The organism is Corynebacterium sp. 045007 (assembly GCF_040743205.1).
Lineage (GTDB): Bacteria > Actinomycetota > Actinomycetes > Mycobacteriales > Mycobacteriaceae > Corynebacterium > Corynebacterium jeikeium_D.
The window spans coordinates 158,372-176,333 of the sequence record NZ_JBFLKW010000003.1; the positions used below are offsets into that span (position 1 = coordinate 158,372).

The 17,962-nt window shown below is 60.4% G+C and carries 17 protein-coding genes; 2 read left to right on the top strand and 15 right to left on the bottom strand.

Annotation, left to right across the window (positions count from 1 at the left end; translation table 11 throughout):
- Position 1 precedes the first annotated feature (1 nt).
- The 11 genes from mutM to AB1Z34_RS03080 are packed head-to-tail and all read right to left on the bottom strand — an operon-like array spanning position 2 to position 9,728.
- Positions 2–865 carry a bifunctional DNA-formamidopyrimidine glycosylase/DNA-(apurinic or apyrimidinic site) lyase gene (gene mutM, locus AB1Z34_RS03030; protein WP_070858197.1) on the bottom strand — a complete coding sequence of 288 codons (864 nt, stop codon included), beginning with the start codon at positions 863–865 and terminating at the stop codon, positions 2–4.
- A complete protein-coding gene (rnc, locus tag AB1Z34_RS03035) occupies positions 865–1,593 on the bottom strand; it encodes a ribonuclease III (protein ID WP_038628630.1) in 729 nt (242 codons plus the stop codon). Before rnc ends, mutM begins: the two co-directional genes overlap by 1 nt.
- Positions 1,594–1,635: 42 nt before the next feature.
- Positions 1,636–2,196, bottom strand: a complete 561-nt coding sequence (locus AB1Z34_RS03040) for a YceD family protein (RefSeq protein WP_048735478.1) — start codon at positions 2,194–2,196, stop codon at positions 1,636–1,638.
- Positions 2,197–2,225: 29 nt separating this feature from the next.
- Entirely contained in the window at positions 2,226–2,987 is a 762-nt protein-coding gene (locus AB1Z34_RS03045; RefSeq protein WP_049171555.1) for a DivIVA domain-containing protein, read from the bottom strand.
- 10 nt (positions 2,988–2,997) lie between these two features.
- Complete coding sequence (gene coaD, locus AB1Z34_RS03050) at positions 2,998–3,471, bottom strand: pantetheine-phosphate adenylyltransferase (RefSeq protein WP_016422540.1); 474 nt, start codon at positions 3,469–3,471, stop codon at positions 2,998–3,000.
- A 45-nt stretch (positions 3,472–3,516) separates the two neighbouring features.
- A complete protein-coding gene (gene rsmD / locus AB1Z34_RS03055; RefSeq protein WP_256886921.1) occupies positions 3,517–4,083 on the bottom strand; it encodes a 16S rRNA (guanine(966)-N(2))-methyltransferase RsmD in 567 nt (188 codons plus the stop codon).
- On the bottom strand, positions 4,084–4,356 hold the full coding sequence (locus tag AB1Z34_RS03060; RefSeq protein ID WP_049171558.1) for an acetyl-CoA carboxylase biotin carboxyl carrier protein subunit: 273 nt from the start codon (positions 4,354–4,356) through the stop codon (positions 4,084–4,086).
- Between the two features lie 24 nt (positions 4,357–4,380).
- Positions 4,381–6,531 carry an ATP-dependent DNA helicase RecG gene (locus tag AB1Z34_RS03065; RefSeq protein WP_367157866.1) on the bottom strand — a complete coding sequence of 717 codons (2,151 nt, stop codon included), beginning with the start codon at positions 6,529–6,531 and terminating at the stop codon, positions 4,381–4,383.
- A 4-nt stretch (positions 6,532–6,535) separates the two neighbouring features.
- A complete protein-coding gene (locus AB1Z34_RS03070) occupies positions 6,536–8,062 on the bottom strand; it encodes a DAK2 domain-containing protein (protein WP_256886923.1) in 1,527 nt (508 codons plus the stop codon).
- A 6-nt stretch (positions 8,063–8,068) separates the two neighbouring features.
- Positions 8,069–8,734 (bottom strand): uracil-DNA glycosylase, encoded by a 666-nt coding sequence (locus tag AB1Z34_RS03075; RefSeq protein ID WP_048735462.1) that lies wholly within the window; start codon positions 8,732–8,734, stop codon positions 8,069–8,071.
- Between the two features lie 37 nt (positions 8,735–8,771).
- Complete coding sequence (locus AB1Z34_RS03080; protein WP_049171566.1) at positions 8,772–9,728, bottom strand: thiamine-phosphate kinase; 957 nt, start codon at positions 9,726–9,728, stop codon at positions 8,772–8,774.
- A gap of 111 nt (positions 9,729–9,839) precedes the next feature.
- Between AB1Z34_RS03080 and AB1Z34_RS03085 the strand changes: the two genes are divergently transcribed.
- Positions 9,840–10,820, top strand: coding sequence for a DUF3515 domain-containing protein (locus tag AB1Z34_RS03085; protein WP_367157867.1), 981 nt, complete (start codon positions 9,840–9,842; stop codon positions 10,818–10,820).
- 10 nt (positions 10,821–10,830) lie between these two features.
- On the opposite strand, the gene AB1Z34_RS03090 is transcribed toward AB1Z34_RS03085, so the two are convergent.
- Positions 10,831–11,934: a D-alanine--D-alanine ligase family protein gene (locus AB1Z34_RS03090; RefSeq protein WP_070862877.1), complete on the bottom strand. Its 1,104-nt coding sequence runs from the start codon at positions 11,932–11,934 to the stop codon at positions 10,831–10,833.
- A gap of 35 nt (positions 11,935–11,969) precedes the next feature.
- Complete coding sequence (locus AB1Z34_RS03095) at positions 11,970–12,968, bottom strand: NAD(P)H-dependent glycerol-3-phosphate dehydrogenase (protein WP_038628610.1); 999 nt, start codon at positions 12,966–12,968, stop codon at positions 11,970–11,972.
- Positions 12,969–13,080: 112 nt separating this feature from the next.
- Between AB1Z34_RS03095 and AB1Z34_RS03100 the strand changes: the two genes are divergently transcribed.
- Complete coding sequence (locus AB1Z34_RS03100; protein WP_187269737.1) at positions 13,081–14,061, top strand: NUDIX hydrolase; 981 nt, start codon at positions 13,081–13,083, stop codon at positions 14,059–14,061.
- Positions 14,062–14,064: 3 nt separating this feature from the next.
- On the opposite strand, the gene AB1Z34_RS03105 is transcribed toward AB1Z34_RS03100, so the two are convergent.
- Both AB1Z34_RS03105 and AB1Z34_RS03110 read right to left on the bottom strand, forming a co-directional pair.
- A complete protein-coding gene (locus AB1Z34_RS03105; RefSeq protein ID WP_367157868.1) occupies positions 14,065–16,533 on the bottom strand; it encodes a polynucleotide kinase-phosphatase in 2,469 nt (822 codons plus the stop codon).
- 2 nt (positions 16,534–16,535) lie between these two features.
- A complete protein-coding gene (locus AB1Z34_RS03110) occupies positions 16,536–17,927 on the bottom strand; it encodes a 3' terminal RNA ribose 2'-O-methyltransferase Hen1 (protein ID WP_367157869.1) in 1,392 nt (463 codons plus the stop codon).
- Positions 17,928–17,962: the final 35 nt, after the last annotated feature.

Genomic DNA, 17,962 nt, shown 5'->3' on the forward strand with positions numbered 1-17,962 from the left:
TCTAGCGTTGACAAGTGGGACACAGATAACTCGATCTATTCCCAAATGGCAGACGGACAATTTCGCGCCCACACCTCGGGCACGGCTCCCCCGCTTGTCCATAGGCGTTCAAGCTCCGCTCAAAATAGCCACTTTCGCCGTTGACATGCACATATAACGCATCGAAGCTCGTGCCACCGGCCGCTAGCGCCCGCTCGAGTACCGATTGCCCCTCGCGCAAAAGTTTCGCTAAACGACGGACCGAAAGGTCACACGCCGGCACGCGACCATCGACCTTCGCCGCCCAAAGCATTTCGTCGGCATAGATGTTGCCGATACCCGACACAATGTTCTGGTTGAGCAATACGGCCTTGATCGGTGAACGCGACTTCATCATGCGGTGTGCAAGTGCAACCACATCGACGGTGGGCTCCAATAGATCGGGCGCGATCTTGGCTGCGGGTTCCGGAACCACGCGTCCATGGGATTCGACCATTTCACAGGCCCAGACCCAACCAAAGGTGCGCTGATCGTTGAAGTTGATTAGGTGCCGAGCGCCGTCCGGCAGGGCGATGTCGAAAGCGGCTCGGGTGTGACGGCCAGGCAGCGTATCGGGAGTGTACGGAGCTTCCACGCGCAATTGGCCGCTCATGCCCAGGTGGATGGCGATTGCGGAGTCGTCGTCAAGCGTGAGCCACATGAACTTGCCACGACGATCCGTAGCGACAACCGTCCGCCCGCGCGTACGACCGATAAACTCCGCGGCGCCACCGGGTTGGCGCCGCACGGCACGCGCGTTGTAGACGAAGGAATCGTCGATGCGGCCACCGACGACGTAAGTGTCGAGACCGCGGCGTACGGACTCGACTTCAGGAAGCTCGGGCATTAGGCCAGTGCGGTATGCGCCTGATGCGCGGCGTGCATTTCAGCTTCCTTCTTCGTGGCGCCGGTACCGCTGCCCTTAACCACGCCGTCAACCAGCACGTCGACGTAGAAAGTTAGGTCATGGTCGGGGCCGGTGGTGCGCACGGTGTACTCAGCAGCCGGTAGTTGCTTGGCCGCCAGGCGTTCCTGCAGCAGCGTCTTCCAGTCACGGCCGCGGGACTCAGTCGGGGCATCGTCAATCATCTGGTTGAACAGGCGAAGCACGGTCTCGCGGGCAACCTCGAAGCCATGCTGCAGGTAAATAGCACCCAGCAGCGCCTCGGTGGTGTCAGCGAGAATCGAGTGCTTATCCGCGCCACCGGTGGCCTTCTCACCGCGGCCGAGGAGAATGTGCTCTCCCAGCCCGATACTGCGGGCCAGGTCAGCCAGCGCGTACATGTTCACGACACCTGCACGCATCTTGGAAATATCCTGCTCAGCGCGGTCCGGGAAGCGACGGTAGAGTTCTTCAGCAACGCACATGCCCAGCACGGCGTCGCCCAGGAACTCTAGCCGCTCGTTATTGGTCAGCATGCCATTTTCATTCGCGAAACTGCGGTGGGTCAAAGCGAGCTTCAGGGACTCCTCTGGTAGCTCAACACCGAGTTTTTCCAGCAGCGGGGCGTGATCGACGGCCTCGAAAGCCGCCTTTCTAGCCGCCTCACCGGTTAGCCGACGCTTGCGGCTCATCCGTTATATCTCCTTTAAAGTCTTCGTCTAAGTCGTCGTCGATTACTTCTCGTCGCCGAGCGAGCCAAACTTTTCCGCCAGGCCAGCCCAACGCGGATCAATGCGCTCCTCTTCACCCGAGATGCCGTCTGGCTCCGGCACTTCCGAATCCGATTCAGCACAGCTGGAATCGAAATCCAGACAGGTCGGATTGAAGGGCAGATTCAAGCCCGCCTCATCGATGACGGCTTGAGTGATATCCACCGTATTGTCGACGATCTGGCCAACTTCGTCCTCAAGGTCTTCTTCCTCGGCATCGTCGCCTGTGATGAAGTCCTCGTTGTTGGAAAAGACAGCCGAAATGTGGAAGCTGAGCTCCGGATTCAGCGGGGCTAGGCAGCGGACACACTCGCCGGTGGCCTTGGCAGTCACAGTCGCGTCAACCATGACACCACTGCCGAGGTTCGTGACAATGCCGTCAACGACAACCTCCTCGCCAGCGGCGATGCCAATCATCTCGACACCAACGCGGACAGGGCTATCGCCTACCTTGCGGAACTGCTCGGGCATGCCGCCCTGCAGACATGTCGAAACGTCCAGAACAAATGGGGATGAGTCAGTCATGATAGCCCTCAGTCTACCCCGAAGATGCGCTAACGCTCGTACCGGCGGCGTTCCTGCCCCTCGGAGAAGGAAGACGGCGCGCTCTGTGCCCCTGCACCACCGCCGACGGCACCGGCCCCCGAACGCAGTACCGAGCGATTGCGACCGACATTACGCAGGGTCTCCTGGAGAGTCTGTTCAAACTCGGCGAGCTTGGAATCGACGTAGCGGTCACACTCTTCACGGAGGCGAGAGGAATCCGCGTGTGCGTCGGAAAGCAGACGATTCGCCTCGTCATTGGCCTCGCGGACGACCGTCGACTCAGCGACCAGGCGAGCCTGCTCCTCGCGGCCTTCCGCAACGGAACGCTCGTAGGATTCGTTACCAGCGTGAATCAGGCGATCGGACTCGGCAGAAGCACGATCCACAATGCTGTCGTACTCGTGCTGAGCATCCTCGCGGAGACGACGGGCGTCGTCCTCAGCGGCCGCGACGGTGCCAGCTGCGTGGGCATTGGCATCCTCGACGGTGTGGTTAGCGCGGGCCTCGGCCTCGTCGACAATGCGATGGGCTTCTTCATCCGCAGTCGAAATGGTGTTGTTCGCCCGGGCTTCAGCATCGTTGATAATCTCATCCCGCTGGTCCAAGACGTCCTGCGCGTCATCGAGCTCAGCCGGGAAAGCATCCCTCAGCTCATCGAGCAACTCGAGAACACGCTGACGCGGAACCATACAATTGGCCGACAGTGGCACGCCGTGTGCCTCTTCTAGGATCTGGACCAGTTCATCAAGAGATTCGAAGACGCGAAACATGACTTACATGCTACTTCAGTCGGCGCTGCAGGGCGTGCAAGACAGGCTCGGGAACTAGCCCTTCCACCGAACCGCCGTAGCGAACAACTTCCTTCATCAGTGTCGACGACACATGACCGTACTTCGGATCAGCCTCCACAAAGAGAGTCTCAATGCCCGTCATGCGCCGATTCATCTGCGCCATGGGCGCCTCGTACTCGTAGTCCGCCGCCGAGCGCAACCCCTTGACCAGGCAGGTGATACCCTGCGCGGAGGTGTAGTCAACCAACAGCTTCGACCAGGAGTCCACCTGCACATTGTCCAAGTGCTGCGTGCACTGCCGAATGAGGTCCATGCGCTCTTCGACGTTGAACATGCCCTGCTTATTCGGGTTGTGGGTAACCAACACGGTCACCTGATCGAATTGGCGCGCGGCACGCTCAATCACATCGAGGTGACCAGAGGTCATGGGATCGTAGGAACCGGGGCAGCATGCGTGAGTCATAGAGGTCAAACCACCTTTGGCCGTCGTAAAGCGTAAAGAAGAACGTTAAGCGTTGTAGATAGCGGTGTCGAAGCGCGCCAAACCGTGAATGCGGCGCTTCAGCTTCTGCTGGAGCTGCTCGTAGCCCTCGGGCCACCGCGTCTCCTCGTCATCGCGGTGACGCTCCACAGTCACGACCGCGCCCGGCGCGAGGAAACTGCGCAGCGCCTCCAGCATCTCTGTAACGGCCTCCCCCGCCAGCTCATAGGGCGGATCCGCAATAACGCGGTCAAAAGGCTCGCCCGGCGCGCCCGCAAGGTACGACGACACTTTCATCGGAGACACGGCCACATCAGGATGCCCCACGGTGCGAATGTTCTTTTCAATAGCGGCAATGGCGTTCGGATCGTTTTCCACCAACACGACGGAACGCGCGCCGCGAGAAGCCGCTTCCAAACCGAGCGCGCCCGAGCCAGCAAACAGGTCGAGAACGCGAGTTCCCTCTAGCCCAAAGCGTGTTGACCAGGAGGAAAAGATGGCTTCCTTCGCGCGGTCACTAGTTGGCCGAGTGGTCTCTCCCTTAGGCGCGACTAGCCTACGACCGCGTGCCTCACCTGCAATAATGCGGGTCATCTACTTCCCTTCGTGCGATGTGTTCTCGTTGCCGTTGTGCTGTGCCGTGGCGCTGTGAGTTGCTGGCGTGATTCTTGCCAGCAGCTGACCGCCTTCGACATCCACAAATTGATCTGCCGCCACCTCCGCGACCGTGCCCGGGCAGGGCGCTAAAACCGGCGCTTCTAGCTTGACGGCCTCCACGACCGCAATGACCTGACCGGTCGTCACCGAGTCTTTCTCGGCGACCTCCCAGCGGACTACTCCTGCAAAAGGTGCACAGACATCTACCATGCCCAACAGTCTACTTTGGTCTTACTAGGAGCGGTCCAAGTAGTTCGACTGCTCTTCATCGATATCGGATATGAGCTCCCCCACAAGCCTTTCATCACTGTCGAGGAGAGCCGTGGCATCGTGTCGGGTGCGCTCGATGATCTCGCCGTCGGTGGTGAGGTCCACCAGGCCGAGGCCTGTTGCCAGTCCCGATTGGTCATCGCCGAGCAGATCGCCGAAACTACGCGTGGCCAGGTCCAACTCCGCCAGTTGAATGCCGTCGGTGGTGGCGGCAATGCGGTCCAGCCGGGTGCGCTCTGGTGTCTGCGAATGCGTGTGTGTACACAGGAAGCACAGGCCACCACGGTCACCACGGCCGACACGACCGCGCAGCTGGTGAATCTGCGAGATACCGTAGCTCTCGGCGCGGCGAATCATCATGATCGTGGCCTCTGGTACATCCACGCCGACTTCGATAACTGTGGTGGACACCAGCACATCCAGCTGTCCTGTGGCAAAGGCCTGCATCACGCGGTCTTTGTCCTCCGGTGCCATATTGCCGTGCAACTGACTGATACGTACACCGGGAAGTTTCTTCCTCGCTCGGTCGAACACCGCCTCCACGGACTCGTCGAGGAACTGTTCCTCGTCGCGGGTAATGCGGGGACAGACAATGAAGGCGCGGTTGCCCTTGGCCACTTCTTCCCCAATCCGCTCCCAGGTTCGTGCCTCCCAGCGCGGCTTTTCCAGCGTCGGTACGACAAAAGATTGGATCTCCTGACGTCCCCGTGGCAATTCCGTCAACTGCGAAACTGCGAGGTCGCCAAAAATGGTCATCGCTACCGTGCGCGGAATCGGGGTTGCCGACATCACCAACAGATGCGGTGTCATTCCACCCCGTCCCCTGCTGCGCAACTGATCGCGCTGGCGCACACCAAAGCGGTGCTGCTCATCGACGACCACCAGCCCGAGATCGAAGAACTCCACGCCCTCGCTGAGCAGGGCATGCGTGCCGACGACGATGTCAGCCTCCCCGTTGACTGCCTCCAACAGGGTTGCCCGGCGCTCCTTCGTCGACATCGAACCCGTCAACAGTCGTACAGTCACTGCTACTCCAGCTTGCTCCAGCATCGCTGTCAGCGATCGGTAGTGCTGTTGGGCCAGGACTTCCGTCGGTGCCAGCATCGCGCACTGCCTGCTGGCATCGACTGCTTGCAGCATTCCCAGCAGGGCCACCACGGTTTTACCCGAGCCAACTTCACCTGCTAGCAGGCGGTTCATTGGGTTAGGCCTCGCCATATCGTGCGCAATATCGGCTGCGACAGCGACCTGACCGTCGGTAAGCGAAAACGGCAACCCCCGGCGTAGCTCATCGCGAAGTCCCCCGGCGACTTCCATGCAGGCCGGAGCGGTGAGGCTCGCTTGAGTACGCTTGCGTGCACCAACGGCGAGCTGGAGCTCAAGCGCTTCGTCGTACTTCAGTCGGGCAAGCGCGATGTCGGGGCCCGCGATGGAGGGAAAGTGTGCGCCACGCAGTGCGGAGTCGAAATCGGTAAGTCCCTCCGGCGTGGCGGGCAATGGGTCTGGCTGCAGCGGTAACCATTCGAGGATGCGCTGCATGTACAGAGCCAGGTGAATACCCGCTACTCCTTTGCGGCCACGGTAAATGGGCAGATAGGGGCGCGTGAGCAGCCGCTGCATCTCCGCAATCCCCTTGGCTGTCTTCGTCAGTGTGGCCAGCTTGCCAGTGGCTGCGCCTACCGAACCATCGTCTTTAAGCACCATGCAATCAACATTTTTCAGCTGTAGCTCATTGCGGAACTCGCTGAGCGTGCCAACAATGAGCAGACGCACACCGGGGTGCAGCATATTGCGCAGCCATTCGGCACCGAAAATCGCGGCCGGAAGAATGCGCACGCCGTCGCTGACATAGATTTTCAGTGGCTTGCGTCGGTCGGCGAAGGCGGGCGCTGGCGAAATGCTGTGCACCTCCACGACTGTGGTGATGGTGTCGCCAATGTCGGAAAATGACACATCTAAGCTCTTACCCTGCGCCACGTAGCGCTTCGGGAAATTCGTCAGTGCATCCGAGACGGTCTCCACACCAAAAGCCGTATGCAGCTTCTTTGCAATCTTTGGCCCCACCACGATATTCAGGGGCGTGCGCGCATATTCCGAGCCGAGCCATCCGAGCATCGCGCTACTCGATTCCTATCTGCACCGGCTCATCGATGCCGGTCGCATCGTAGGCTACGACTTCCACAGGCTTGTCCAGCCGCGCCCGCACTTGCGCTATGTCCACGCCCTCAGCTCCGCGCCCGAGCAGCAGAGTCACTAGTTCCCCGCCGCCAGCCAACAGGTCTGAGATGGTCTCTGTGAGCGCGTCAGTCAGGGGCTTATCGACGTCCGCAGCCACTACAGCCGTTCGCGTGCCATTGGCAGCCTCTCCCATCGCATACGCAGCAACCGCCAGCGGCAGCTCAGCCGAATGCACGGCCAAGGCAGCAAGGCCAGCCGGAATGGAGTCTGTGGACACTACCGCGAGAGTCGGATTAGCCGCGGCAGCAGCGAATTCGATATCCGCCAATTCCTGGTCGCTAACCAGCCCATTTGGCAGCAGGATTACCTCATCCGCGCCCCTCATGGCAGTCAGTGCCTTGGTGACCACATTGTCAGCGAACTCCTGGTCGGCGATGGCTGCTCGATCTGTGGGAGTGGATGTGGGAGTCGGAGCGGGGGTCGGGCTGATAGCAATCGCCCCAGAGGAGGTGATGAGATTATTCAGCGGACCGTCCGGCACTACCGCAATGAGGATGCGAGTGGACTCAGGTGTTGGTGCCGGCTCATCGAGCACCTCGATACGGATGCGTTCCGGACGACCGAAGTCAAGTGCTGCCTCGATAACCGCGCCCGGCTCCACTGTGTGGATGTGCACCATGTACTGCGCGGTCTCCGCATTACCAGCATCACCTGCGATGATGAGCGAATTGCCCAGCGGGTTCAACCGCTCTCGCAGCGCTTCCGCCGCCTGGGTATCCGCCAAGGAAATCAGGTACATGACCTCCATCTCAACGGTGGCTACGTGTGGCGCGTCGACATGCAAATCGACCGGTGCGGCTGCGCGGCCGCTGACTTCGTCGGCAAGCGCGTCGAGCAGAATGACCAACCCCGCGCCGCCGGCGTCGACCACGCCCGCCTGCTGCAGTGCCGGGAGCTGGCTAGGGGTTTTCGCCAGCGCATCGCGAGCGGCATCCGCGATCGTGTCGGCGAGCTCCTCAATCGAGTCGCCCTCAAATTCCTCCGCGGCAATCGCGGCGTGCCGCAGGACTGTCAGAATCGTGCCCTCCACCGGATTGGCAATCGCTTGGGAAACATGTTGCACAGCTAGCTTTAGCGAGTGTTGTACCGACTCAACGCCAATGCCACTACCGGAGGCAGCCTCAGCCACCGCGCGAAAAACCTGCGAGAGCACAGTGCCCGAATTACCGCGGGCACCGCGCACTGCACCGGCAGCTAGGGCCGCGGTGACTGCGCGAACATCGGAAGCGTCAGCCTTTTGCGCTTCCTCATAGGCCGAACTCAACGTCGCGAGCATATTCGACCCAGTATCGGAATCCGGTACTGGGAAGACATTGAGACTGTTGATCTCATCGCGGCGGGATTGAAGCGCGTCAATCCCCCGGGCAACCCAGCCGACAATGGCGGCAGAACCAATCTGCAAAGACATGAATTCCTATTCTAGCGTCCAGTCGATAGGGGTAGCTCCCTGACGAATCAGCGACTCATTGGCCCGGCTGAACGGACGCGACCCGAAGAACCCACGGGATGCCGACAGCGGTGACGGGTGCGGCGAACAGATGCAGTCCACGCCGGGGAGCCAACGCTGCAAACTCTGCGCGTCGCGTCCCCACAGAATGGCCACGAGAGGCTGATCACGGGCGACCAATGCTTTGATGGCATGCTCCGTGATTGCCTCCCAGCCCTTACCGCGGTGCGAGGCAGCAGCACCCGGACGTACGGTCAACACACGGTTGAACAGAGCTACGCCCTGCCTACTCCACGGAGTGAGGTCACCGTTGGAGGGAGTCGGGAGCCCCAGGTCGGAGGAATACTCCTTAAAAATATTCGCCAACGACCGCGGTACCGGCTTCACATCCGGCTGGACCGAGAAGCTAAGCCCCATCGCATGCCCCGGGGTCGGGTACGGGTCCTGACCGATAATGAGCACCTTGACCTCATCGAATGGATAAGTAAAGGCGCGCAGCACATCGGTGCCCGCGGGCAGGTAACCGTAGCCGGCCGCGTTCTCCTCGCGCAGGAACTGCCCCATCCGGTGGATGTCATCGGCCACTGGCTCCAGCGCCTTCTGCCACCCTTCTTCGACCGGCAACGGATCCATGTCATGCAGCCTTTCTTCTCAAAACCTCTTCGAACTCTTAAAAGGAAACCCAACCGGCATCGCGGGCAGGAGGTTTGCCGTCGATAAGCACCGAATCGAACTTTTCCTTCGACACCGTGCCGATAGCGCGGAACCCCGTCGGAGGCTCCCCCGGCGTCGAACCGATCAGTGTGTGGTCCTCCCCGCCGGTGAGCACCCACTCCCACGGGTCGATGCCCAGGTATTCACCAGCGGCAATCTGCAACTCATCGGGCGCAATGGCACTGCTGTCAACTTCCAAAGTAACCCTGGAGGCCTGCGCAATAGCGCGGAGATCCACCACCAGTCCATCGGAATTGTCCGTCAGTGAACGCACACCTGTAGCTCGCGCCGTGGCACCCCTGCGGTATTCGAATTCGGGCGTACAGTGTGCTGCCACCAGCTGCGCAAACTCGCTTGGAACCTTTGCCGGGCTTCCGCAGTGCTGAAGCAGCGCAAGGCCCGCAGCAGAGTAGCCGATGCGTCCCGACGCAATCACCGTATCCCCCGCGCGTGCTGCTGAGCGCAGCAGCGGCCGCCCAAGCCCACCGAGTTCGCCCATCGCACTGATGGAAATCACCAGAGAATCTCCGCTGACCATGTCACCACCGACGAGCTCCGCCGGACATTGCTTGCCTTCTTGCCACAACCCCTCGGCGATACCGGTGACCACACTCACCGGAGTATGCAACGGTGCTGAGATGGCGAAAAGCATGGCCGTTGGACGCGCACCCATCGATTCGATATCGGCGAAATTCTGTACTGCGGCCTTAGCTCCAACTTGCTGAGGTGTCGACCAGTCCAGGCGGAAATGGCGCCCTTCCACCAACATGTCAGTGGAAGTGACAAAACGGGCGTTGGGGGTTGTCTGTGTCAAGACGGCGGCATCGTCGCCATTGCGTGCCGACGGGGCGATAGCCCGGATGGCCTCAATGACCCCAAACTCGCCAATATCGCCAATGGTCAATTCAGTCACAGTGTCGAGTCACATTCCTAATAGTCGATGGTTAACCGTTAATAGCGGAACCCGTCTCGGTATTGCCCCCAACCAATTGGAGTTGGTACCGGACAACGTAGAATCAGGCCCATGGTAGACGCACCCCCATCGGGAGAAACAGTTCAGTCCAAGGGTAGCCGGACACGCGCGGGCATCGCACTCGCTATCGCCATTATCTCTATCCTCGGCATCATTTTTGCCGCAAAGATTTACCAGGATAATCAGGCGACAAAGCCAGTCGCGATTTCCAACCCGGAGCTCCCCGCCAATGACTCGCCCGAGTGTGCGGAACTGCTCGACCGACTGCCAGATCGCGCCGCAGGTCTGGTTCGCGCCGACATTGCAGAGCCAGCTCCAGAAGGTGCCGCTGTGTACCGAAACTTGGAACAAGACCGCATCACGCTGCGCTGTGGCGCGAACGTACCTAGCCAGTACAACGAACTGGCTAAGACCGAAGAGGTCAAGGGCATTTCGTGGCTGCGGGTTGTCGACAGCACCGACGAGTCTTTGGCGACTTGGTTCACCGTCGGGCGCGAACCGGTTGTTGCAATTACCGCCGAAGGAAATGCAGAGGCGGAGGATGCCCTGAGTGACCTCGCCGAGGCGCTGCGCCCGGACTCCGAGTACAAGAACAAGCCGGAGCGCGGCGGCGTCCCACTGGTAGAACTGGCAGCTCCGGAAGCTGATAAGCGCTGCAGCGGCTTGGAGGCTGCCCTCCCCCGCGAGCTTGGCAACCGTCACCGTCTGAGCGCAGCGGAAATGCCGGCTGACATGCCGAAGGACATGGTCATTTGGGGCGGTACCCCAGCCGATCCGGTGGTGCTGCGCTGTGGTGTCGACGAGCCGGCTGGCTACAGCACCACCACGCAGCAGCTAACACAGGTTGGTGACATTGTCTGGTTCAACGAACCAACGCTGTCCTCCGGTACCTCCGCCACCTGGTACGCCATGGGGCGTGAACGCTTCGTCGCCGTTGAAATGCCAATGCCGGAGGCCAGCTCTCTGATGCCGGTGCTCTCCTCGGTCATCGCTGACAACCTGGAGAACATCTCGCCGAGCGAAGAGAAGTAAGAACCAGCTTTTATCGACGAGCTACCAGCGCCCGCTCAATCAGGGCGCTGAGCAGCTCCTCGTAGGCAACACCTGAGGCCGCAAACATCTGCGGGTACATCGAAATCGGGGTGAAGCCCGGCATGGTGTTGACCTCATTGATAATCGGGCCATTATCCGTGACAAAGAAGTCCACGCGAGTCAGACCATCAGAGCCCAGTGCCCTGAACGCCCGACGAGCATCCTTCTCCAGCGCCTTCAAAACATCCTCTGGCAGCTCAGCCGGAATCTGCGCCGAAACGATGTCATCCAAGTACTTGGTTTCAAAACCGTAGAAGCCCTCGTCGGAGTCCTCTGTGCCACGCAGCAAGGACGGAACTGATACCTGCAGGCTACCGTCAGCGCGCTGCAACACGCCAATCTCCACCTCGGCACCGTCTACACCGGCCTCTACGATGACCTTCCAGTCATGCTCTCGGGCCAGCTCTACCGCCGCATCCAGATTCGCCCAATCATCGACGCGGGAGATACCAATCGACGATCCGCCACGGGCAGGTTTGACGAACACCGGCAGGCCAAGGGTCTCCTTGTCCTCGTCGGAAAGCGACTCGCCAACGTGCAAAACGACCTGCTTGCCGATAGGAAGCCCCGCTGCCTGCAGGAGATTCTTCGTGCGTTCCTTATCCATACCCGCCGCGGAAGCAAGCACGCCCGGGCCGACGTAAGCAATGCCGGAAAGCTCAAAGAGCCCCTGGATTGTGCCATCCTCGCCGTGCGGACCGTGGAGAACAGGGAAGATGACGTCGACGGTGTCGAAAACCTCGCCGGCGCGATCACCGGTGACGAAGCGGAATTCACCGCGGCGTGACGGCGAGGTGCTCAGCGCAACTTCCTCGCCCGGGATGACCTCCGGCATCGTACGCCCCTGCGTGCGCAGCGTATCCGTCTCACGCGTGCCGACGGTCCAAACACCATCCTTGGTAATACCAATGGGAACCACTCGGAAGCGGTCCTCATCCAGGTGATCCATAATTGCGCCAGCCGAGACACAGGAGACGCTGTGCTCAGGGCTTGCGCCACCGTAGATGACGGCGACGGAAATGCGATCTGCAGACGAGCTATTCGACGAAGTCATGGTGACTAAGTTTAGCCCCGACCCTGCACTATTGGTTATTCCGACTTGCGGCTGCGCCCCATCAGCTTACGAATTGTCTCATCGACCTTCGCGCCTTCGTGGCAGACAGCGTAAACGGCCTCAGTAATTGGCATTTCCACGCCATTGCGGCGAGCGAGGTCACGGACCGAGATTGAAGAAATCACGCCCTCAGCCACCTGACCACGCGTAGCGTGCTGCGCCTGCTCCATCGTGTCACCGCGGCCGAGACGGTCACCGAAGGTGCGGTTACGCGACAGTGGTGAGGAACAAGTGGCCACCAAGTCACCGAGGCCCGCCAGACCCGCGAAAGTCTTATCCTCTGCGCCAACCGCGTCGCCCAAACGCGTGATTTCCGCCAGCCCACGGGTGATGATGGTTGCCAACGTGTTCTCGCCCAAGCCCTGACCAGAGGCCATACCGCAGGCCAACGCAATGACGTTCTTGCAGGCACCGCCGATTTCGCAGCCGATGACATCGGTGTTGGTGTACGGGCGGAAGTAATTAGTGGCGACTGCCGCCTGAATCATCTTGGCGTTGTTCTCATCGGCGCAAGCAATGACCGTTGCCGCTGGCTGCTCCATCGCAACTTCACGGGCGAGGTTCGGGCCCGATAGCACCGCAATACGCTCTGCTGGCAGGTCTGTGACCTCAGCGATGACCTCACTCATGCGCAGATGTGTCTCGCGCTCCACACCCTTGGCCAGGCTGAGCAGAATCGTCTCCGGCCCGATGAAGTCCTTCCAGACCTTGAGGTTGTCACGCAAAGTCTGCGAGGGCACGCCCAGCACCACCACATCCGCGCCCTTCAGCGCGGCCTCTGCATCCGAGGTGGCTTCGATGTTGCGCGGCAGCCCCAGACCAGGCAGGTAGTCGTGGTTTTCGCGGCTGATCTGAATACGCTGTGCCTGCTCCGCACGTCGCGACCACAGCCGTACAGGATTGCCCGCATCAGCAAAAACCTTGGCGAGCGTCGTGCCCCACGAGCCCGCACCCATCACTGAAACCTGCACCATCGCCGCGACCTTCCTCCGTTAGTCTCTAATCTCCAACAAGTCTAGCGAGACGTTCTCACACTGCGATACTAAACTAGGTCGGCGACAAAGGATTGAAAGGGAATTCACGATGATGCACGAAGAGGACAAGGACCTCAAGGGCGATACCTCCGTGACCGGTCGCCTGCGCCAGATTCCAACGAAGCCAGGTCAGGATGTCACCAAGCCGACCTTCGCGGCCGGCGCGGTTCTATGGCGCGGCGATGTCCACAACCCTGAAATCTGCGTGATTCACCGTCCCTCCTACGACGACTGGTCGCTGCCGAAAGGCAAGCTCGACGCCGGCGAGAACCTCATTGCCACCGCCGTCCGCGAAATCTGGGAAGAGACCGGCTACCGCGTCCGTCTGGGCAAGCTCGTCGGCAACGTCTCTTACCCTGTCGCCGGACGCACGAAGCTGGTCTGGTACTGGACCGCTGAGGTTCTAGACGGCGAATTCGAACAGAACTCCGAGGTCAACGAGCTTCGTTGGGTCTCCTGGGACGAAGCCGAGGAGCTGCTGTCCTACGACCTCGACCGCGACGTGCTGGTCAAGGCCCGCAAGCGCATGAACAAGGAACCGGACACCCGTCTCATTCTGGTTCGCCATGGGCGTGCGCACCGTCGCACCAACTGGAACGGCAATGATGCACTGCGACCACTGGATAAGAAGGGACGTCGTCAAGCGGAACTGCTCGTCTCTGCCCTGGAGGGCTTCCGCCCCGAGCGCGTCTACTCCGCCGAGCCCGTGCGTTGCCAGGACACCGTCGCGCCACTCGCCGCAGAGCTGGGAATGCAGGTCACAGTCGACGAACGGCTTGGCGACGAGCACTGGATTGCCAACCAGGTTGAGTCCAAGAAGGCATTCGAAGACATTGTCGCGCTAGGCGGAGTCAGCGTCATCTGCTCTCAGGGCATCACCATCCCAGACCTGCTTGCCGCCTGGTCCGCTGAGGGCACCCTGCCCTTCGACGAGGAAATCCTGTGCAAGAAGGGCTCTGCCTGGGTGCTGGGCTTCAACGACGGTGTGATGACCACGGCTGATTACTACGCCTCGGCGCTGCCGGTGAAGTAACCCCTACAACCTCGGATCCATCGGCTCTGACTCCAGCGCCAACACGCCGAAGACAGGGACGTGGATCCGATGCAGTGGTTCGCCGGCCGCTAGGCGCTCCAGCGACTCAATGCCGAGGGCATACTCGCGCAGCGCCGATGACTGCTTGTGCTGCAGATTTCGCCGCTTCAACTGCTCTTGACGCTGCGGGTGCAGGTAGTCATGCCCATAAATCATGCGCAGATACTCCCGCCCCCGCACCTTCATACCGGGCTGCACCTGACGGTCCACTGCCGCGTTTTCCATTGGCTTGACGACGGCCCCCTCCCCGCCCGACTCTGTCAGTTGCAACCACCACTGCGATGCGGCCTCCACCTGTTCCGGGTCACTGGGGTCGAGGACGAAGCAGCGCGTCTGCCGGTAGATCTGACTGTCAGCTGCTACCAGCTGGTTCGCGATATCCAAGTGCCATGAGTGCGGCTTGTAGTGCCAGGTGGCATCCTCACTTGCCAGCACTTGGAAGGGTGCGAACTGAATCTTGTTGTCGCTGTCGACATAGCGGTTGTAAGCAGCGCGGAACTTCTCGAGCTCGTCCAGAGTCTGTTCTGGAGCGGGACCGCCGACCTCTATTCTCCTGCCGGTAGCTGCCTGCAGAGCGGCCGCGAGCTGTCTGGCAGCACCAATACCGGCGGCAGCAGTGGGTGCATAGATGTCGTCGATAAGCCCTTGCGCCTTGAGATTCCAAGGCAATACTTCGCCGTCGAGCAGGACCCAGTCGCCGAATTGGTCGAAAAGCCCGGCGCGCTCTGCGGCCTTGGTCATTTCGTCGAGTGCTGGATTCTTACCGTCGAAGAAGGCGCGTCCGGTACGGGTATATGCGTAGGTGCTAGCACCGAAACGGGTCTTTGCTCCTGGCCGAATCAGGCAGAGCACAGCTCGGGAACCCATGTGCTTCTCCTGACAAATGACCTGGTCAGTGTGCGCTGCGTAGTAGCGGAATGCCTCCTCCGGGTGTTCCAGGAATCCCTCTCGCTGCGAGGTCGGCGCCGGTGACATTGTCGGTGGCAGGTACGGAATTTTCTCCGGCGCGAGCGTAAAACGACTAATTGTTTCCAGCGCTGCAGCCGCGCGGTCACTATCAATGCGGATGCGGCCATGGCGCCCAGTCTGGATACCATCGACATCCAACACGTCAGTGATGCGCAGCTCGGACTCCGTGCGATTGGTGGTCTTGCGGGATGGGGCCTCCCACCAGGTGTGCTTTGCATCAACCTGCACAGTCTCTAGCTCGGGATAGCGCAGCGCAGACAGCTTGCCGCCAAACACGCAACCAGTGTCGATGCACATGGTGTTATTGACCCAGCGCAGACGGTCCGCTTCCATGTGACCATAGACAACACGGGCGGAACCGCGGTAGTCCGCTGCCCAATCCAAACGTTCTGGCAGGCCATTTTCATCACGCTTGCCAGTAGTCGCACCGTAGAACGCGAACTCGCGGACCTTGCCGGAGGCCCTGCCATGGAGGTGCTCAGGCAGTCCCGCGTGGGCTACGACCAGGGCGCCGTCATCCAGCACATAGTGCACCGGCAAGTGGTCGATGAAGTCGCGGACGTCCTTCCGGAATTCCTCACTTTCGTCGGCGAGCTGAGTGAGCGTTTCGGCCAGCCCGTGACCAGTGGTGACGTTGTGGCCGTCGAGGGCGCGCACCAACTTAGAGTCGTGGTTTCCGGGCACGCAGAGTGCATTGCCGGCAGTGACCATTCCCATGACCAGTTTCAAGACGGCTGGACTATTGGGGCCGCGATCGACAAGGTCACCAACAAAAACTGCCGTACGGCCATCTGGGTGATGAGCATTGCTGCCATCCGCCGAGAGCTCGTAGCCGAGTTTCTCCAGCAGTGCGGTCAGCTCGTCGAAGCAGCCGTGGATGTCGCCGATGATGTCGAAAGGGCCGTGGAGATCGCTGCGGTCGACCTTCAGCGGCACACGTTCAATGGTGACGTTGTCGATTTCCTCCGCGGAATTCAAGATGAAAACGTTGTGAATCTTCTCGCGCTTCAGGTGCTTGAGCCCTCGGCGCAGGTCACGGTGCTGGCGCTCCAACACCTCTACTCCGAAGTTGCGGTCAGTGCGCTGCCTGTGCCGCTCCTTCACCTCCGCCAACGGAAGATTCAAAACGATAGCAGCACTGAGCGCATGGTGTCTGCGCGCCAGCTTCACGAGCCGGGCGCGGTCCTGCGGTTTCACATTCGTCGCATCGACCACGGTGAGTAAGCCTGCTTCCAGCCGCTTGCCGACGATCGTCTCCAGCAGCTCAAAAGCAGGCGCCGTCGCCGCCTGGTTATTCGGATCGTTGGAAACAATGCCGCGACAGGTATCCGAGGATACGACTTCAAACGGGCCGAAGTGTCGTGCCGCAAAAGTCGACTTTCCAGCACCGGAGACACCGACCAGCATGACCAAGCTGAGGTTAGGAAGTGAGATGGTACTCATAGTTAGCTCTCCTCTGCTGCGGTGAAGTCGTAGGAAAAGACTGCCATTTGTGTCGGTTGGCCATAGGTTTCGTGCACGTCTCCAATACCGTCGAAGTCCACCAGATAACCGAACTTCTCGGCCACGCCCTTCGCCCACTGGCGAAATTCCACACGGCTGAACTCGAAGCGGTGATCCAGGTGCCGGAACTGTCCGGGCGCTAGGTTTGGATAGCACGCGTTGTAGTCGCTGTTCGGCGTGGTGACGATGACGTACTGCGGCCGGGCTGCTCCAAAGACGTTGTTCTCCAACGCGGGCAGTCGGTCGGCATCAATGTGCTCGATGACCTCCATCAGGATTGCCACGTCCATGTTCGCAATGCGCTCATCGGCGTAGGTGACCGAGGATTGGAAAAGCTCAACCCGCGCGGCTTGGCGCTCCGGCATGCGATCTAGGTTCAGCGCCTTGTGCGCCTTACGAAGCTCCCCCACAGAAACATCGGTACCAACGATCTGCGCGATTCGCGGATTCTCCAGCATCGGCCCCAGTAGCACGCCGGAACCGCAGCCGATGTCGACTACACTGCGCGGGCGCAGGCTAAGTACTTCACGCAGTACTCGCTCTTGGCGCTGTCGATTAAGTGGCTTGGCTGGCTGGTCACCGCGGGGCAGTTCGATTGCAGCGGCTTCCCCAGCAAGCTTCACGACGGCCTCGTTGACCAGGCCTTTTTGATCCGCAAGATAGCGCCCCAGGATTCTCTCCCGCTGTGGGTGCTCCGGTAGCCAGTCCCGCGCACGCGCGGCGAGCTTGTCGATTTCCCGGTCATCGACCCAATAGTGTTTCCCACCGTCGAGGACGGGCAGCAGAATATACAGGTGATTGAGCAAATCGCGGACGGTTGCCCTACCCGAAAGCGTTATCGTCGGTGAGAACTTCTGGCCGGCAATATTGTTCGAAAAATCGCAGGCGACGTTCCACCCCAGCGGTTCGAACAGAGCCCGGATTTCTTCCTCGGTGCCGGGTACCGCGGCGACTGTCGCGGTGAGGTCGCTCGGGGTTTCGTCGTAAGGCGAGGGCTTTTCCATGACCATCGCCGTGGAGAAGACGGACTTCAGCGCCACTGTCATAAGCGATGACGCGGCCCATTGCCGGTCATTGATGTAGCCGGTCAGATTGAACGTATCAGCGCGGTACTGCTTGAGTTTCAGCAGCTCATCGCGGTCAATATCAACCCAAAGGGCTGCCGTGCATTCGGCATCGGTAGCCGTGGGGAAAAAGACTCTGGCAACACCGAACTTTAACTCGGACTCATGCACGCGATCGGGATGCTTTCGCAAAATAAATCCCAAATCGCGTGCCGATTCAGCAGGCGAAGATTCACCGAGCCGAGAGTGTTTAGTGATTGCCAGATACATACGGCAAGTCTAACGCCTACCGCGGATTGGACTAG

What these genes read in the sequence shown, in the direction of transcription:
- mutM (WP_070858197.1), bottom strand. Translation starts at nt 865, where the DNA reads ATGCCCGAGCTTCCTGAAGTCGAGTCCGTACGCCGCGGTCTCGACACT.
- rnc (WP_038628630.1), bottom strand. Translation starts at nt 1,593, where the DNA reads ATGAGCCGCAAGCGTCGGCTAACCGGTGAGGCGGCTAGAAAGGCGGCT.
- AB1Z34_RS03040 (WP_048735478.1), bottom strand. Translation starts at nt 2,196, where the DNA reads ATGACTGACTCATCCCCATTTGTTCTGGACGTTTCGACATGTCTGCAG.
- AB1Z34_RS03045 (WP_049171555.1), bottom strand. Translation starts at nt 2,987, where the DNA reads ATGTTTCGCGTCTTCGAATCTCTTGATGAACTGGTCCAGATCCTAGAA.
- coaD (WP_016422540.1), bottom strand. Translation starts at nt 3,471, where the DNA reads ATGACTCACGCATGCTGCCCCGGTTCCTACGATCCCATGACCTCTGGT.
- rsmD (WP_256886921.1), bottom strand. Translation starts at nt 4,083, where the DNA reads ATGACCCGCATTATTGCAGGTGAGGCACGCGGTCGTAGGCTAGTCGCG.
- AB1Z34_RS03060 (WP_049171558.1), bottom strand. Translation starts at nt 4,356, where the DNA reads ATGGTAGATGTCTGTGCACCTTTTGCAGGAGTAGTCCGCTGGGAGGTC.
- AB1Z34_RS03065 (WP_367157866.1), bottom strand. Translation starts at nt 6,531, where the DNA reads ATGCTCGGATGGCTCGGCTCGGAATATGCGCGCACGCCCCTGAATATC.
- AB1Z34_RS03070 (WP_256886923.1), bottom strand. Translation starts at nt 8,062, where the DNA reads ATGTCTTTGCAGATTGGTTCTGCCGCCATTGTCGGCTGGGTTGCCCGG.
- AB1Z34_RS03075 (WP_048735462.1), bottom strand. Translation starts at nt 8,734, where the DNA reads ATGGATCCGTTGCCGGTCGAAGAAGGGTGGCAGAAGGCGCTGGAGCCA.
- AB1Z34_RS03085 (WP_367157867.1), top strand. Translation starts at nt 9,840, where the DNA reads ATGGTAGACGCACCCCCATCGGGAGAAACAGTTCAGTCCAAGGGTAGC.
- AB1Z34_RS03090 (WP_070862877.1), bottom strand. Translation starts at nt 11,934, where the DNA reads ATGACTTCGTCGAATAGCTCGTCTGCAGATCGCATTTCCGTCGCCGTC.
- AB1Z34_RS03095 (WP_038628610.1), bottom strand. Translation starts at nt 12,968, where the DNA reads ATGGTGCAGGTTTCAGTGATGGGTGCGGGCTCGTGGGGCACGACGCTC.
- AB1Z34_RS03100 (WP_187269737.1), top strand. Translation starts at nt 13,081, where the DNA reads ATGCACGAAGAGGACAAGGACCTCAAGGGCGATACCTCCGTGACCGGT.
- AB1Z34_RS03105 (WP_367157868.1), bottom strand. Translation starts at nt 16,533, where the DNA reads ATGAGTACCATCTCACTTCCTAACCTCAGCTTGGTCATGCTGGTCGGT.
- AB1Z34_RS03110 (WP_367157869.1), bottom strand. Translation starts at nt 17,927, where the DNA reads ATGTATCTGGCAATCACTAAACACTCTCGGCTCGGTGAATCTTCGCCT.